The organism is Yersinia sp. LJYL362 (assembly GCF_048323875.1).
In genome coordinates, this window is record NZ_JBLWEX010000221.1 from 1 (window position 1) to 17,287 (window position 17,287).

Genomic DNA, 17,287 nt, shown 5'->3' on the forward strand with positions numbered 1-17,287 from the left:
ATAGATTGATTGGTGAATCGGCATTACCGCTGGTGATTACCGACTCCATCGCCTCTACCTGTGCATTGGTTGAAAATGTGGCTCGCCAACATCCAGATGAATTTTACTTTCTCGGCGGTCAGCCACGGATCTCGCCGACGCGTGACCGTTTGGCGGGCTTCCAGCAAGGGTTACAACAAGCAGGGATCGAATGCCGCCCTGAATGGGTCCTAAATGGCCACTACTTGCCCAGCTCTGGCTATGAAATGATTGCCCAGCTTTGCGCGCAATTAGGCCGCCCGCCCAAAGCGGTATTTACCGCCGCCTGTGGCCTGTTGGAAGGGGTATTGCGCTATCTCAATCAGCATCAATTAATGGACAGTGATATCCATCTTTGTAGCTTTGATGACCACTATCTGTTTGATTGCTTACCCTTAAAAATAGATACCATCGCACAGGATTGCCAAGGGTTGGCACGCCATAGCTTTGAGATGATAACCGCCCTGATCGCCGAAACACCTTTGGCGCAAAATCAGCTGATTCTGCCGGGCCAAATCCATTGGCGACACCCGGGGTCCAAGGCACTCAATGAGCCACTCTGAGCCAGTTGCCACTCCGGCGCTAATCGGGTCATGGCAGCGCTGCCAAAAACTGATGCAAGCCCAGCAATGGCGGGTGCCACACCGTGCGGCAGGGGCCACTTTCCAGTCAATTTGTCAGCGGAAAAATGATTTACTGGTGTTAGGCCAGGCCGAACTGGAAGATGCTTATGAATACATGGAATCACGCCACTGCGTCTTGTTAATTCTTGATGAAAGCGGCTGTACCCTGTGGCAATGCGGTCATCCGCAGACCATGAGTCAGTTAAAAGCGTTAGGCATTGATTGTGGCAGCTATTGGGCTGAAGGATTAATCGGCACCAATGCCCCTGCTCTGGCAATAACCGAGGGGCATCCGATACAGGTCAGCGGCCAGCAGCCATCTTGCAGCTCAATGAAACCAGCAGTCTCGGTAAGCCCGTCACTGATCTACTCACCCTACCCGCTGTGTTGACCCATGCTATTTTGCATCGTATCCCCCTCAGCCATGTGGAAGTCACTTTTGAAAATCAGCAACAATTTATTCCTGCTTTGTTGACTCTCAAACCTATCCCAGATGGCGATCGTTGTGGATTTATTGCACTTCTGCATCCACAAGAATTACTGCGGCAAATGGTGCATAACCAATTAGGGCGAGCCAGTTATACCTTTGACGATATGCCCGTGGCATCACTGGAAATGCGCCGCTTAATTCGCTATGGCAAACAGGCAGCTAAAGGTAGACACCCCATTTTATTGCATGGGGAAGAAGGTGTGGGTAAGCAACAATTAGGGCAAGCCATTCATAATGCCAGCAATCGAGCAGCTGGCCCCTATATCGTATTGAATTGTCAGGCATTACCGCAAAATCTTATGGCACGGGAATTCCTGGGTAGCGATGCCAGTGAAGGTGAATCTGGGCAACCCAGCAAATTTGAATTAGCTAACGGCGGCACCTTATATTTGGAACAAGTCGAATACTTGTCGCCCGAAATGCAATCAGCGCTGCTGCAAATTGTCAAAACCGGCATGGTGATGCGGGTAAACTCGAATCGGGTGATCCCAGTGGATGTGCGGATCATCACCGCCACCGGCGCAGACCTGCCCCTGTTAGTCAAACAAGGCCATTTTCGTCGCCAACTCTTCTATATCTTGCAATCTTTCGAGCTGCATATCCCGCCACTGCGCCAACGCCAGCAAGATATTCCACTACTGGTTCAGCACACACTGGCCAGCCTGGGGCAACATTTCCACTGCCAATATCAGCCAGACGAAAGCGTTATTCGCCAGTTATGCCAATACCCTTGGCCGGGTAATGATCAAGAGCTGAAAAGTGTGGTTGAGCGGGCCGCGATGGCCTGTCGCAACAACCGCATCAATCTCAATGATTTGCCAGAGCATCTACTCGGCGAAAAATTGCTATTGGAATCGGATATGCCACAACCTCAGCCGGTCTTATCACTGCAAGAATTAGAAAGGCAGGCCATTATTCGTGCCGCATTGGTCTGCCAGGAGCAACTGAATGAAATGGCGGCCTTATTGGGCATAGGCCGCACCATATTATGGCGAAAAGTGAAACTCCACCGACTGGATATCCACCCATTCAAGGGGGGCGAGTCACTGTCATTTTAGTCTCAATGAACCGTCCAGTCGGGGAAAATCATAGGTAACGTGAATGCTTTAAGCTGCTCCGCAGATAGCTGGCGGCGCCCCTCATTAATGGCAGCACCCGGCCCTTTGCTGTTCGCCTCAAAGAAACGGGAGTCTTGCGGATAGAACCAAATTTTCTCACCTTGCTTATCTTTACCAGACATTTTATCCCAACCGTAAATATGATCATCCATCGTCGTATTGATAAATACGGCCTGACCCATTGCCGCCGGATCAGCATAACGGCCATCGGCAAAGGTGGTTGTCGGATGCCATGGCCGCCCTAAAGCAAAACTGTTAGCGGGAACACCAGGCTCTTTGGTCAGCTGGCTGTTAATAAATATCAAACCATAAGGTGAGGACATTAATGTACTCGGGGCAGTAATATAGCCGCGCCGATCACCGTGCCATCCCGAGTCTCCCCTTTCAAAGTTACATGACGACGAGTCACCTCTAACCTCTCAGTGTAAACTCCATTTTTCAGGAAGATAATAAAAGGCGTGTCATCCAACGGAGCTGACTTCAATACAGCATTAATCGAGGAAAACTCATTACCCTGAGGAGTGGTAGAAACGACGGCATTATACTGCGCGGCATTCACCGTCCCCAATACAACAAACGACATCAATCCTAACAATAGCGTTTTACCCAATAAATTAATTGGCATTTCGAGATCCTCAGTAACGCATTCTTACCCAAGTAAAATCACGCGACGCGACTATAAATGATGGAAGATTTTATCTGGCATTAAAATATAATACACACAATGAAACACCATTCCATTTGCGTAGATCACATTTTTTGACATTATATTTAAACCATGAAATGAAGGGTTAAACTCCTTCAACTGATTTAGATAAATAAAGATAATATCAATTACAAAGATAAATAAAGCGATTCTGTTATCTATAAATGTTAATTACCTAATATGTCACGATAAAACCCTAATAAAAGACATCAATAATAGATAGTTTGAAAAACATACATACTGCCACCTATTTATAAAAGCTTGCCGAAGAGAGATATTTGAGATATAAAAATAGAGAAATAAAACCACACATTACTCTAGAATAGCTTAATTATTATATGTAATTTTGTATCGTTTACTCACATTAATATAACTCATCAATAATAACTTGATGAATAGGACATCTATGTCATGGGTATTAAATATAAAATAATTCAATTCAATATAAATGAATTTGGTTTGAATATAAAAACAATTAAAAACGAGTTATCATTTAAAAAATTAGCATGGGACACTAATGATATAAAATTATCACAATTAAGATTTCTTATCAGCAAACGCTTTGCGAAAAGAGATTTAATTTTACAGGCGGCACAACGATATCTTGATGACAGTTTGGTGCCTGAAGATATTCAATCTCTGATATCAACATTATCGGTGCCAGATAAAAAAATATTTTATGCCTATAAACCTTTTCGAAAGAGAGGGGTGAGTCAATTCATTGCCGAATATATTGATAACAAATGGAGCATTAAACATATTGATTTACCTACATTAACTCATTTTACCCAGAATGCCGACCATCCATTAGATTTAAGACAATTGATTCGTCGTTTCCCTCCGATGGATCGCATCACTGCTCATTCTGCGACTTTAAAAATACTCATTAAAAAATTTTCCGAAATTTTGTGTGAATGTGAACCACAAAGAAAAATTAAAAAAATTGGGGTCACTTGTCATCAAATATCTTTGATTATAGATGGATCAACACCTCTGGTCTCAAATTCGCCGGAAGGTTTACATCAAGATGGGAGTGACTATATTGTATCCGCATTAGTTATTGATAAATATAATATTAAAGGGGGTGCGAGTAAACTTTATTGCATTGAAAAGGATGAAATCATTAAATCACACACATTAGAGTGTGGTGAGGGTCTATTCCACATAGACAGAAACTCGTCAATTTGGCATCAAGTCACGCCGATAGAATTAAAGGAACCGTCAATAAAATCAGGGTATAGAAACATATTAGGATTTGATTTCAATTATATATTATAACAATTAACTCATAAAATTAATATAATGACTATAAAAAATGCAAAAAAAACAAAGCATCATATTATCGACACTCTTTTTTATTCATGGTATCGCCTACGCCAGCTTGGTTCCATGGATACCTGATTTAAAAGAAAAATTCAACCTAAGTAATTATATGGTTGGAATAATGATATCAGCTATTCCCGCGGGGGCGATAACCTTTGGGTTATTTTCAAAGAGATTTATAAATTTAATTGGGTTATATTGGGCAACAAATATAACATTCTTATTTTTAATCATTACTATATCAATAGTTGCATTTTCGTCATCGTGGTATGAAATAACACTATTACTTTTTTTGTTCGGCATTTTTGATTCATGGGGGGATACTTGTATTAATGTACAAGCTATAAAAATACAAAAGTCATATGGGCAGAGTTTGATTAATCGACTTCATGGCATAAGCAGTATCGGCACAATATGGGGTGGACTTATTGCTGTTATAGCTATTGGCCTCGGGTTCTCGATGGAGAAATTCAACCTTACATTACTTACTCTTAATCTAACGATGCTAATTGTTTACATTCTATTATTTAAAAAGTCCAATACACAAATTAATTTTCACATATCTGGTAAACATCCACACGAAATAGGATTATTAGAGATTCAGCTTTATATTATAGCGCTAACCATACTTGTCTTTACATGCAGTATAGAAGAAACAGCCAGTATCTGGGGCGCAATATACATGAAGGATATTTATAATGTTACATTAGTGATTTCTGGCTTACCTTATCTCTCGTGCCAAATATGCATGGTTATTGGTCGTATATTTGGTGACTACTACACCAATAAATTTGGGGAATTAATCACATTAAAATATGGCGTGGTATTATCCATGACAGGAATAACATTAATAATATTCATTCATTCTGTTTTTTTTACAATAGTAGGTTTTTCTCTCATTGGATTAGGTGTATCAGTTATATTTCCACTGGCAATATCCTTTATTGGCCAGTTACCTAATATCAATGCAACTAGCGGAATTACTTTTGCAACATGGATGTCGAGAATTGGTTTACTCGTCTCACCACCATTAATAGGTATATTAGCAGACTTTACCTCACTGAGAACGGCTTTTATTGCCATATTGATTTGTTGCATATTAATTTTTTCTTTAGTTAAAATTTTATCCGTAAAGTCAATTCAATTAAACAGTTAACATCAGGAGATAAATAATGACGAAAATGAAGTGGGCGATTATATCAGGAGATGGACTCCCAACGAGTGGCCTATTAACTATATTTAGAAATGTTGCTGAGATGGCAATAAAAAACAATATCATTACTAATGAAATACCTGCGGATCTCGGTTTTTCATGGCGGCCAGACAAGATTAAATTCTTTCCTCACGGGAACCCAGACTCGCACTATCCAACCTGGATGAAAGTTAGCTCTATTCATCAGTATTCAATGTGTCATGAAGACTATGGTAGTGACTTTACTAATATAAGAAACAAAATCGCAAAATATGAAAAATTAACACACCATGAAATAATAAATATCCAAAAGGATATATCTTTAATATCTGAACAATATCAGAATTACTTTATTAATTGGCTTGAAGATAACAATATTGACTGGCTTTTCTGTTTAAACATGACACTATCTGATGCCGTACCCGTTACTTTGGCTATCCATAATGCTGCCAAAAAATATTGGGCGAAAAAAAATTACGGTGGTGTTATCTTCTGGGATCATGACCTTTTTGGTAGCTATGCTATTTATGAAAATGCAGAAAGATTATACCCCAAAATGCCCAATGCTTTAACTCCAATACCACAAAATAATACCTATACTAAATGGATAGTTGCATCTGAATCTCTGGCAGCTGAATGTAGGCACTATCCAACAGCACTGACAGCTGAAGTGATCCCTAACATATTACCTTCCATAGATGAATCTGAATTTAATAATATTCACAGTGAATTTTTAAGTCAACATAATATCCCACCAGGTTCGACTGTTATTATTTCTCCCGTACGTGTATTTAGAGTAAAAGGCCTCGAAATATCAATTGATATTTTTAATTCACTACTTGATATTTATAAAGGAAAAGATTTGTGCCCCCCTAAGCTACTGATATTTGGAAATATGAATGAAGATCCTGAGTATGCCGGTTACCTAAAAGAGCAAGTGAAGAAATTACATCTTAATGAAGATATTATTTTTTTGGATGAAGTTCCGCTGCAAACTTATAGGAATAAAGATAATAAATGGTGCTTAGATGAGGTTGATTTACTTATCATTTGTCATGCTTTATCGGGTGCTGTTTTATTTACACCCAATGTAAAAAATGTTGAAAGTGTTGGTTTAGGGCCTGCGCTCGCTGCTATTTCCACTATTCCTTGTGCTGTTACAGAATACACTGCTTTTACCGAATTTTATGGTTCCGAATACTATCATATAAAAGTCGATCCCGGTTTACCTAGAGATACGGCACAACAGTTATTTGACTGGATGCGTATGCATGCTGTAGGTGATATAGAAATCAAAAAACAGCTAGTCAGTAATAAGCTCCTTATTCAATCAAAATTCCCTATAAGCCCATGGCAGGATTTTATACATCAATTAAGACGTGAATCACACGATTTAAACGTAAAAACATTGATTTTAAAATAAATATTATTTTGTAGAGGATACATCATGAATATTGCGAAGACAGCAACATCTAAAAATTCGGCAGAAATTCCTGATAAAATTAACATTCTCATATTAGGTGGAGGGATGTCAGGTTTAGAGTTAGCAAAACATTTAAATAATAGAGAAGTTGAGAATATTGTTGTTATAGAAGCGGGGCCAGCTGATGATTACAACCATATCAATGCAGGGAAAGAATTTCAGAGGGCTGATGAACTTTGGAAGAATGAGGACTTAGATCAATATGCTTACCGCTCATGGCAGTCTTTAAGTGAGCCGCATTATTCAAAAGGAACCTGCTTGCGGCGCAGAGTGGGGGGCAGGTCACTCTATTGGCATGGCGTTATTTTGCCAATTGAAGCCGAAACTCTCAAATATTGGCCAGCAAAGATTGTCAGTGATCTCACTGAGAAGTGGTTAGAAGGCACCTCTCTCTATACACAGGTCCAGTCTGAAATATTAGCGTGGGCAGAAAAGAGCTACGATGCTGACTATCGCTTTAAATTTGCTAATTTTGAATTCAAGGTTACCCCTCAGGCTACCCGTACACTAGGTGACGCTGGCCGTTGGGAAGCCTATTCGCCCCTATCCTATTGGAAACAAGATAATAAACTCAGAACGCCCCCACGCATTATTACTGGGTATGAAGCTGTCGCGCTTATTATTATCAATGGGAAATGTATCGGTGCTAAATTACGAGATATGGCATCTAATGAGATACGTCATGTATTAGCAGATAAATGTGTACTTGCTTTAGGAACAATTGAAAACTCACGTTTAGCCGCTCAAGCACTCTATGATTCGGGGGGATTGACAGAGAGAAAACTAACGGGCCTTGTTGATCATATTGTGCAAGGATTCAATGTCACCATTGAGCACAATAAAGTTCCAGATATCATACAGACGTTAATGGAGAGTCATCCAGACACTCTATTTTTCAGCCCTAGCTTATGTGGTGAACGATTTAACCTATTTTTTACTATCAACAAATCAGATCTTGGTATTGAATTAGAAGCATGGACGATGGGTGAACAAATCCCCTCTATTCATACAAATATCAGCATAGCAACAAATAGTGAAACCCTACCTATATCCATTTCGTGTAACTTGGGTTACGTGGATAATACGCTGATTAAAAAAGAGAAATATGAATTGAATATATTCTGGCATGAAGTGTGTAACAATGCAAAAATCCCATTTGAACCTTTAGATTTTCAAGCAGGATTTATTATTCATGCCCGTACCATGGGAGATGTTCACAATCACATGAGATCGCCATCGAGGATAGTTAATTACAATGTACCTATAACATGGGTTAGTCCTTTGGGTACAGAAAACCATGAGGGAAGTACATTACCTTTAGGCGAGATACTAAATGACAATCATGAATTTAAGAAAATTAATAATCTATTTGCTATCGGCCCGAGTACATTCCCGCGCCCCGGGGCTGCCAACCCATCATTAACGACACTCGCATTATCTCGGCGACTCGCTTATATACTTAACTAACTCTATTAAAAATTAATAAGGATATTAATTATGCATAACCCCATTTATATTCTTGGTACTGCCCTATCCCATGATGGTTCAACCTGCCTAATGAAAGATGGAGAAATTATATTTGCAATAGAAAAGGAAAGAATATCAAGAATCAAGCATGATGGTTTTAATGATAATGCCACCATTCAATACTGCTTAGATGCCGCGGGTATTGAATATAATGACCTGGCATTAATCGTAGAGCAAAATTCTCATAACCCTCTTTTTAGTGAACAATTAGAATACCGGAAAAATAGGATTTTGCCTCCTATGGTACCTGTTGTGACACTTTCACATCACTTGGCCCATGCTTATAGTGCAATAGGCACATCCCCTTTTGATGATATGGGGGTTGTGGTTATCGATGGGCATGGTGGCAGCGTAGATAGTTGTAATGATATTAATGGAAATATTTATAGCATAGATAATATACATTATAATAATCGTTACCGTTATTGGGAAACATGCAGTTACTACGTTTATCAAAATGGGAAAATGCAGCCGATCTTTAAAGACTTTTCCCGCTGGGTTAATCGGAAGGATAGAAAAACCTATCCTGTTTCAACATGGGAAATAGAGAATTCTCTCGGTGAATTTTACGAGGGGATTGCTTTTTATATTTTCGGTGAACTTGACTGTGCAGGTAAATTAATGGGTCTGGCTCCCTATGGCAGAGCAGGTGTTATCCATTGGCAGCCGTTCTTTTTCAATTCAGGAAAAGTAATATTACGTAATGACTGGTGGGCAAATATCGACCCATTGCTAAATACGCAGCCCACACACTTTCAAGATAACTTCCAATATTATGCAGACTTGGCCTATTGGGCACAAACCAAGCTTGAAGAGGCTTTATTCTACCTGTTTAACTATTACTACCAACTTTATCCTATGAAGAACTTCGCTTATGCTGGCGGGGTTGCATTAAATGCCACTGCAAATGAAAAGCTCATTAATGGGTGTTATTTCGATAATTTATATATTCAACCTGCGGCGGGTGACAATGGGCTTTCCATCGGCTGTTGTTATTATGGTTGGCTGGAGGTCCTTAAAAAGGAGCGAGTCAAACATGCTGGCTCGACGTTTTTTGGCAAGAACTATAGTGATATTCGCGTCATAACTGAGCTTGAAAAACAGAACGACAAGATTGAATACGCTTACTGCGAGGATATTGAAGCTACGGCGGCTGCCTCTATTGCATCGGGTCAGGTCATTGCCTGGTTCCAAGGGGAGTCTGAATTCGGGCCACGAGCATTGGGAAACAGAAGTATTCTGGCCGATCCTCGCAGCGCGGGGATGAAAGATCACATTAATGCCAATGTGAAGTTTCGAGAAGATTTCCGGCCTTTCGCACCCGCAATTCTACATGAAAAAGTGCAAGAATATTTTCACTTAAATCATGATAGTGACTACATGTTATTTATTGCCTATGTAAAAGAACAATACCGAACTGACCTTCTTTCAATTGTCCATATTGATGGGAGTGCTCGTGTGCAAACTGTAAAAAAAAATATCAATAGAAAATTCCATAAACTGATAACTTCTTTTTTTGAACAGACTAAAATACCCATATTGCTGAATACCTCACTGAATATTAGAGGGATGCCAATAGTAGAAACACCTAAAGATGCAATTGATTTATTTTTGAATTGCGGCTTGGATATTTTGTTTATAAATAATTACAAGGTATCGAAGAAATAAATAACCAACAATATTTCTCGTTAAGATCACGAGGTTTTATATGCCAGTAAATATATTTCCCATCCACAAAAAAAACAATCTAAAAATTGGTGTCATTCATTTATCTACAGAAGGCATTCAAATTTTCGTTGGCGGTGTCGGCTCTTATATCAGAGGCCAAATTCAAGCGCTATCTGAGGTCATAGACTTTTTAGCCCCTCATAACATCTGCCTCGAGCCACATTTTATTGAGATTGCATACAGTAAATGCAATACATTTTTTGATATTGATTCTCACGCCTATTATATAGAAAAGATTCATGAGATAGGGGGAACATTCTCGACGGTACCAAACATGACGTTGGGTAACGGAACTGGGTGTTTATGGCCGTACGGTGATGCTTTTCTCGGCGACTTACAAAACTGGAAAATATCCTCTGCCGCGGCGGCCGCAAAGATTATTGATATTAGTGAGAACTATGATATTACCCTGGCATTTTGCCATGAACTGCCATTTTCATTTACGCCTTTAATTGTCAGCTTGCATACAGCTGTTGCAGGAGAAAATATAAAAGTCATTTATGTTTCTCATGGCACAGCATTTAATCATGAAATGCCATTACCCAATCCGGACAGACTGATGGCTGAATCATTGCCTGTTCAATGGGCGAAGATTGATCCGAATATCAAGCTGGGTACTATCAGCAATTTTCTGGCAGACCATTTAGTTTCACAATATGGCGCTGATCCCCAAACATTGATACCGGTTCCCGCAGGGGTAAATATCAACGACCCATGGTTCCGGATACGCAGTGAGCAAGAGATCTGCGACACGCTATCCGCGCACGGAATATCACTCGAATATCCGCTGGCAATTACGCTTGGAAGGGGAGTGCATTATAAGCGCTATGATTTATTACTGACAGCAGCCAGTTATCTGGGTGATCATATTCATGCGGTTATCGTGAGTGACCCCGTTTTGCCGGAGTTATTAGCATTAGCCAGCCAACTTGATATACACGCTTCGGTTATAAATTCATTTGATCGCGAACTGATGGCCTGCCTGATTCAGTGGCGTAATACGCGGGTGTGTGTTCTATCGGCCGAAAATGAACCAAATGGATTAATTCCTATGGAGTCGCGCTGGTTAGCCAGAAAACACGGGGCAATATTAGTTGTCGCTGATTCAGGTGGCCTGCGGGAACAAGTTGAGCATGGTATTGATGGGTTCCTGCATATTCCGGGGGATGCCGCCAATTTAGCGGAAGTGATACGACACATTTGCCAATTATCCAAATTTGAAATAGAGGCAATCAGACAGGCGAGCGCCACCCTCATCGCAGAGCGCTATAACTGGAAAAAACAAATTTTGACGCCACTGAGTGACTTGATTCCTCAAATAGCAGCCCTGGATTGAGGCTGCTATTTCAAGGAGTTATATGTGTTGAAGACTTACACCGCTTACTGGAGTTTGAGTACTCCAGTTGCGGTATCCAATAGGGCTTTTTGGCCATTGCGGCTGGCGTCGAGGCCCCCCATAGCGCCAACTAACATTGGAATATCCAGTTCTGTGGCTAAAATCGCGCTGTGAGAAACTACAACGAGATTGACCATCTTTCCTCCTGATTACCGGATAGGTTGGGCCACATTAGTGGCTGGCAACCTGCGATAGAGCCTGCATCATTAACATCGCCGATGTCGCCCCAGGGTCTTGATGGCCAAGCTGCGCTCGCCAAGATAACTAGCCCGGCCCTTGCTGGCCTGCATGGTGATGGTTCCCGCCAATGCAAGCTGTGCGCGTTCGACACTTTGCTGCAAAGCATCGACCAATGGCACACCCTGCTGGTTTGCCTGTTCAAGTTGCGCCACGACAGCCCACCAAACATCACACATGGTTTTATCGCCCGGTTCCGCCTTACCGCGCATCACCACCCCCTCAACACCATCTTTAATCATCTGGCAGATCAAGGCTCTGTTTGGCATTGGTACTTTGTGCGGCACGAATAAAAAACGTACCAAACAAGGGGCCACTGGCACCGCCAACACTTGAAAGCAGGGTCATACCGGTGTTTTTCAGGATAAAACCAATGTCTTTATCCGCAAAAGAGGGCAGTTTTTCGACCACTTTATTAAAACCACGATTCATATTCAGGCCGTGGTCGCCATCCCCGATTTCGGTATCCAACTGTGTCAGGAAATCCCGCTGTTCACTGAACACCTCAGTGCAGAGCTGTAACCAACTGACAATTTGTTGTTTGGTAAGTCCCATGGTTTTCTCCTGATGCATTATTTTTTAACCAGCGCAGGGGTATTGACCGGCGCATCTCTTCGGGTGACAAAAACGGGGTCCTGATGCAATACCAACTCAGGATGGGCCTCAACCAGCCCCTTAATTTGTTCCTGCAATACACTCTCAACGCTGTTAATTAATTTTTTCATTTTATGCTCCGCGGACGGGAATGCCTGGGAAAGAGAGCAGCCGATGATGAGGAACACCGGCATACTCAATCAGTTTGCTTGCCTGTTAATTAACTTGTTTATCAGTCACTTAATTGAGGAAAGTCTGGCCTAAACGGTCAGCCACAATAATAGCGGCATAAACACTGTCTGCTGTGACGGCAAACGACATATTGTGAATAGTTTCACCCTCGGCACAACTGGCCTCAGCTACCGCGCGAATTTTGCGTTCGATATCCTGTGAAACACCCATTTCAGCCAATGTGATGGGTAGACCTAGTTGTTGGCAGAATGAGAGTACAGTTTCGATCTCTTCCATACTGCTGTTCTGTAACACCAACTGGGTCAGTGTCCCGAAAGCCACTTTCTCGCCGTGATACAGGTGATGACACTCTTCCAATACAGTAAAACCGTTATGAATGGCATGGGCTGCCGCCAAACCACTGCTTTCAAAACCAATACCACTTAAGTAAGTATTTACCTCAATGATGCGTTCCACGGCCTCGGTAACAACCCCCGCTTCTACGGCCAATTTAGCTTTGTAGCCCTCTGCCAACAGGGTTTCGTAACACAAACGGGCCAAAGTGACAGCCGCTAAGGTCGAGGCCCCGCCCGCCATGCTGATAGCTTTAGCGTCAAAACAGGCCTGTGCTTCAAAATAAGTAGAAAGCGCATCGCCCATACCGGAGATAAGCAGGCGTACCGATGCTTTGGCAATAATCGCAGTGTCCATCAACACGATGTCTGGGTTTTTTGGATAAATCAGATATTCGGCGAACTCACCCTGTTCGGTATAAATCACTGATAGAGCACTGGTTGGCGCATCGGTAGAAGCGATAGTCGGTACCACAATCACTGGGATATGTTGATAGTGAGCAATCGCTTTAGCTGTATCGAGGGTTTTACCGCCACCAATACCAATCACTCCATTACATTTATGTTTTTTCAGTTCAACTGTTAAGCGCTCAATTTCGTGACGGGAACATTCACCGTTAAAGCGGCTAAAATGATTTTCCAGCTCACTGCCTTGCAGGCTGGTACCAACAGCATCTGCCGTTAGCTTCATCACAAAATCATCAGCAATAATAAAGTATTTATTAGCCAGTAACTTAGCAAACTCGCCAATGGATTGTAGTGCATTGGCACCTTGAATATATTTAGACGGAGATGAATGACTTTCAGCATACCTTGCTCCTGTAGCGTAAGAGATAGTGTAAGAATGAATCTTTTTTTAGGGTCAATTTGATGAAACTAGAACCACTATAAGCGCAAAAAACGCGCTGAGAATCGATGGCTAAAACGTTCCATTATGGAACGTAGTTATCTTCATAATGTTTCATAGTGGAACGAATAGGTGAGAGTCAGGAGCTGGAAGAGAGGTAGTGCACAGAATGCTTTATGAGCATTAAGCTGAATCTGTGTCATTTGGCATACGGCAAAAAAAACAGCCCCAAAATGGGACTGTTTAACTAATTTCAGGCGCGAGCCCCTCAGCTATTCACTGACGGGCTCATCATGTGCCTTTTCTTTTGGTTCCGGGTTCATACAGCTATATATCACCGGCAACACCAGCAATGTCAGCACGGTTGCGAAGCCCAGACCGAACATAATCACCACCGCCATACTCTGGAAAAAGGCATCACTGAGCAACGGGGCCAGCCCCAAGACCGTGGTAAATGCGGTTAACATGATAGGGCGCAAACGCGCAGTGGAAGCATCAATAATGGCATCACGCAGTGGTTTTTCCTGCCGCTGTAGGCCAATTTCTTCCACCAGCACAATACCGTTACGTATCAACATCCCACTCAGACTCAATAACCCCAATAGCGCCATAAAGCCAAAGGGAATACCGGTGAGCAAGAAGCCCACAGTCACACCGATCAGCGCTAATGGCACCGTCAGCCAGATAGCCAGCGCATTACGCACCGAGCTAAACATCAAGACGGTCACCACAAACATAATCAGGAATGCTATCGGTAAACTGATGAAAATACCCCGTTGTGCTTCCTTGGTACTTTCGTAGTCACCGCCCCATTCAAGTTCATAGCCGCGCGGCAATTGAATAGACTCAACCCCTGGCTTGATGCGTTGTAATAACTCAGACGAGGTTTCGCCTCCTTGCTGAGTTGGATCAGTTTGCACCGTCAATGTCCGTTTGCGATCCAGACGCATGATGAGGGGATCTTCCCACTCGGTCTCAAAACTGGTCACAACGTTATCGATCGGGATAAAGGCCTGACGCGCCTGACTCCAGACCATCACATCATTGAGGCGTTCAGCATTGAGCCGCTCGGAATCCGGAGTGCGCAACACAATCGGCATCAAGCGAGTTCCGTCGCGGTATAAGCCGACCGGCAAGCCACCAAAGCTCATGCGCAAGGTGCCATCAACCTCGCGTTTATCCACACCCAGCTCGCGGCCCAGATAATCAGAGAATTGAGGTCGGATCATTTTGCTACGATCTTGCCAGTCATGCCTTGCGCCATCGGCCATCGGGTCAGCAATGATCGCTTTTTCCGCCTGAGCGGCCAGAGAACGCAATACCTCTGGATCCGGGCCAATAAAGCGGGCTTCAATCGAACTGTTGTTGGACGGCCCGAACATGATGCGTTTGACCTGCGCATCAACTTGCGGGTATTCGTCATGCATATAAGCTTCGATTTCATCAATCAAACCCGGTATTTGGTCTAGCTGCTCAGTTCGAACCATCACCTGCGCATAGTTAGGATAATGACGCTGGGCGTTATAAGTCAGCATAAAGCGCATCGCGCCCTGACCGATTGTTGCCATGGTGTCAGCCACCCCTTTTTGCTGCTTGATATACTGCTCGACCTTATTCGCGACCCCTTCGGTATAACTGATATCTGTGCCATACGGCAGCCAAATATCAACAAAGAAAATAGGGGTGTTAGACGGCGGGAAGAAGCTCTGGCGAACATGGCCAAAGCCCACGACAGATGCCACCAACATCGCCGCCAGCAGGACCAAAGTGACCGCTCGGTATTGCAGTAATTTATTCAATACCACCCGATAATAGCGGAACAACCAGCCATCATAAGGTTGCTTAGCCGGTTTATCTTCATCCACCTTCGCAGGCTTTTGGTTCTGGAATGCCCACTTAGAAAATACCGGTGTCAGCGTCAGTGCGGTAATCCAACTCAACATCAGTGAGATCAACAACACTTGGAATAGCGATTTACAGTATTCACCGGTTGCATCGTTGGACAAGCCAATCGGGGCAAAGGCCAAAATGGCAATCACCGTCGCACCTAACAACGGCATCATCGAGCGCTTCACGACATTGCCGATCGCCGTAGAGAGACTTTCGCCGCGCTGGCGGCCCACCACAATCCCTTCCACCACTACAATGGCGTTATCTACCAACATACTTAGCGCGATAATTAGCGCCCCTAGCGACACTCGCTGTAGCTCAATATTAAACAGCCACATAATGAGCAAAGTGCCAAGTACGTTCAGTGCCAGCGAGATGGCAATCACCACACCGCTGCGTACCCCCATAAAGATAAGCAGGGTGACCACAACAATGAGCAGTGCCAGCAGGAAGTTAAGGATAAAGCCGTTGACCGCTCCCTCAACTTCATGGGACTGGTCATAAAAAACGTTGATATGCATGCCTGACGGGCGTTCACCTTCCAACTGCGCCAGTCGAGCTTTAATGGCATTACCCACATTGACCACGTTGACGTTCGGGGCGAATGAGACTCCCAGCGCCAATGCCGGCTTACCGTTAGCACGGTAAATATTGGTAGGTGAATGACCAAAACCTTGTGTCACTGTCGCGATGTCACGTAAATAAACGCTTTTTGGGCTGCCGGGCTGGCTAACCAGTAAGTTCCCCAGCTCTTGCACACTCTGGAATTCACCGGTTGGGTGCAAGCGAATCGACTCACTCCCCACCTGTAACTGGCCCGCATCGGACACCACATTCTGACGAGCCAGCAAGTCGGATAACTGTTGTGGCGTAATACCCGCGGCGGTCATTTGGGCGCGAGAAATCTCCACCTGAACTTCTTCAGGCAAGATACCGACAATCCCCACTTTACCGACCCCCGGCACCAGTACCAACTCACGCCGTAATTGCTCGGCAAAGTTGCGTAAATCCTGATTGCTGTAGCCATCCCCGGTGAGTGAGAAGAAGAAACCGTACACATCGCCGAAGTCGTCGTTGACCATCGGCGCACTGGCCCCCGGCGGCAACCGCACACTGTTATCATTTATCTTACGCCGCAATTCATCCCAGATTTGCGGTAACTCATTCGCCCCATATTGCGCACGAATATTGATAGTAATTTGTGATAAACCCGCGCTGGAAATGGAGGTAACGTCATCGACATAAGAGAGTTCCTGAATGGCATTCTCTAGCGGTAACGTCACTTCTTCCTCAACCTGTTGTGCCGACGCACCATCATAGCGGGTGACAACCACTGCCGTTTTGATGGTAAAGGCGGGGTCTTCCAGCCTGCCTATATTGAGATAGGCAATAATCCCCCCAATACCCAGCAACAAAATTGTTAGCCAGATACGAGTACTATTATTGATATAATTATCAAGCAGTTTCATTAGAGACCCCGCTCACGTACCCAAGCCCGAACAACTTGATTAGGGCGAAGCTCACCGGTGCCAGCTGCGACAATTTGCTCACCATCTGCCAATCCAGAAGTGATTTGAATGCCGTTCGCTGT

At 43.3% G+C, this 17,287-nt stretch carries 9 protein-coding genes and 6 pseudogenes; 8 read left to right on the forward strand and 7 right to left on the reverse strand.

Annotated features, from left to right (window positions below; all coding sequences use genetic code 11):
- Positions 1-581, forward strand: a 581-nt coding sequence (locus tag ACNSO8_RS11955; protein WP_418394749.1) for a substrate-binding domain-containing protein, incomplete at its 5' end; no start/stop codon positions are given.
- Positions 568-2,189, forward strand: a pseudogene (gene dhaR / locus ACNSO8_RS11960) (dihydroxyacetone kinase operon transcriptional regulator DhaR). The gene ACNSO8_RS11955 and the pseudogene dhaR, both read left to right, overlap by 14 nt.
- Positions 2,190-2,191: 2 nt before the next feature.
- Here dhaR and ACNSO8_RS11965 read toward each other — a convergent pair.
- Positions 2,192-2,874 (reverse strand): annotated as a pseudogene (locus tag ACNSO8_RS11965) (hypothetical protein).
- Between the two features lie 492 nt (positions 2,875-3,366).
- Between ACNSO8_RS11965 and ACNSO8_RS11970 the strand changes: the two are divergent.
- The 6 genes from ACNSO8_RS11970 to ACNSO8_RS11995 are packed head-to-tail and all read left to right on the forward strand — an operon-like array spanning position 3,367 to position 11,544.
- On the forward strand, positions 3,367-4,233 hold the full coding sequence (locus tag ACNSO8_RS11970) for a 2OG-Fe dioxygenase family protein (protein ID WP_418394750.1): 867 nt from the start codon (positions 3,367-3,369) through the stop codon (positions 4,231-4,233).
- Between the two features lie 37 nt (positions 4,234-4,270).
- Entirely contained in the window at positions 4,271-5,434 is a 1,164-nt protein-coding gene (locus tag ACNSO8_RS11975; protein ID WP_418394751.1) for an MFS transporter, read from the forward strand.
- Positions 5,435-5,450: 16 nt separating this feature from the next.
- Positions 5,451-6,893, forward strand: coding sequence for a hypothetical protein (locus ACNSO8_RS11980; protein ID WP_418394752.1), 1,443 nt, complete (start codon positions 5,451-5,453; stop codon positions 6,891-6,893).
- A gap of 24 nt (positions 6,894-6,917) precedes the next feature.
- Positions 6,918-8,420 carry a GMC family oxidoreductase gene (locus ACNSO8_RS11985; protein ID WP_418394753.1) on the forward strand — a complete coding sequence of 501 codons (1,503 nt, stop codon included), beginning with the start codon at positions 6,918-6,920 and terminating at the stop codon, positions 8,418-8,420.
- 30 nt (positions 8,421-8,450) lie between these two features.
- Positions 8,451-10,148: a carbamoyltransferase gene (locus ACNSO8_RS11990; protein WP_418394754.1), complete on the forward strand. Its 1,698-nt coding sequence runs from the start codon at positions 8,451-8,453 to the stop codon at positions 10,146-10,148.
- 40 nt (positions 10,149-10,188) lie between these two features.
- Positions 10,189-11,544: a glycosyltransferase family 4 protein gene (locus ACNSO8_RS11995; RefSeq protein WP_418394755.1), complete on the forward strand. Its 1,356-nt coding sequence runs from the start codon at positions 10,189-10,191 to the stop codon at positions 11,542-11,544.
- Positions 11,545-11,588: 44 nt separating this feature from the next.
- Here the strand turns inward: ACNSO8_RS11995 and ACNSO8_RS12000 are convergent.
- The 6 genes and pseudogenes from ACNSO8_RS12000 to ACNSO8_RS12025 form a co-directional block, all read right to left on the reverse strand.
- Positions 11,589-11,726, reverse strand: a pseudogene (locus tag ACNSO8_RS12000) (PEP-utilizing enzyme); the annotation flags it as partial.
- Positions 11,727-11,775: 49 nt separating this feature from the next.
- Positions 11,776-12,396: pseudogene (gene dhaL / locus ACNSO8_RS12005) on the reverse strand (dihydroxyacetone kinase subunit DhaL).
- A gap of 44 nt (positions 12,397-12,440) precedes the next feature.
- Positions 12,441-12,566: pseudogene (locus tag ACNSO8_RS12010) on the reverse strand (dihydroxyacetone kinase); the annotation flags it as partial.
- Positions 12,567-12,675: 109 nt separating this feature from the next.
- Positions 12,676-13,794 carry a glycerol dehydrogenase gene (locus tag ACNSO8_RS12015; protein ID WP_418394757.1) on the reverse strand — a complete coding sequence of 373 codons (1,119 nt, stop codon included), beginning with the start codon at positions 13,792-13,794 and terminating at the stop codon, positions 12,676-12,678.
- A gap of 284 nt (positions 13,795-14,078) precedes the next feature.
- Entirely contained in the window at positions 14,079-17,165 is a 3,087-nt protein-coding gene (locus ACNSO8_RS12020; protein ID WP_418394756.1) for an efflux RND transporter permease subunit, read from the reverse strand.
- Positions 17,165-17,287: pseudogene (locus tag ACNSO8_RS12025) on the reverse strand (efflux RND transporter periplasmic adaptor subunit); the annotation flags it as partial. The gene ACNSO8_RS12020 and the pseudogene ACNSO8_RS12025, both read right to left, overlap by 1 nt.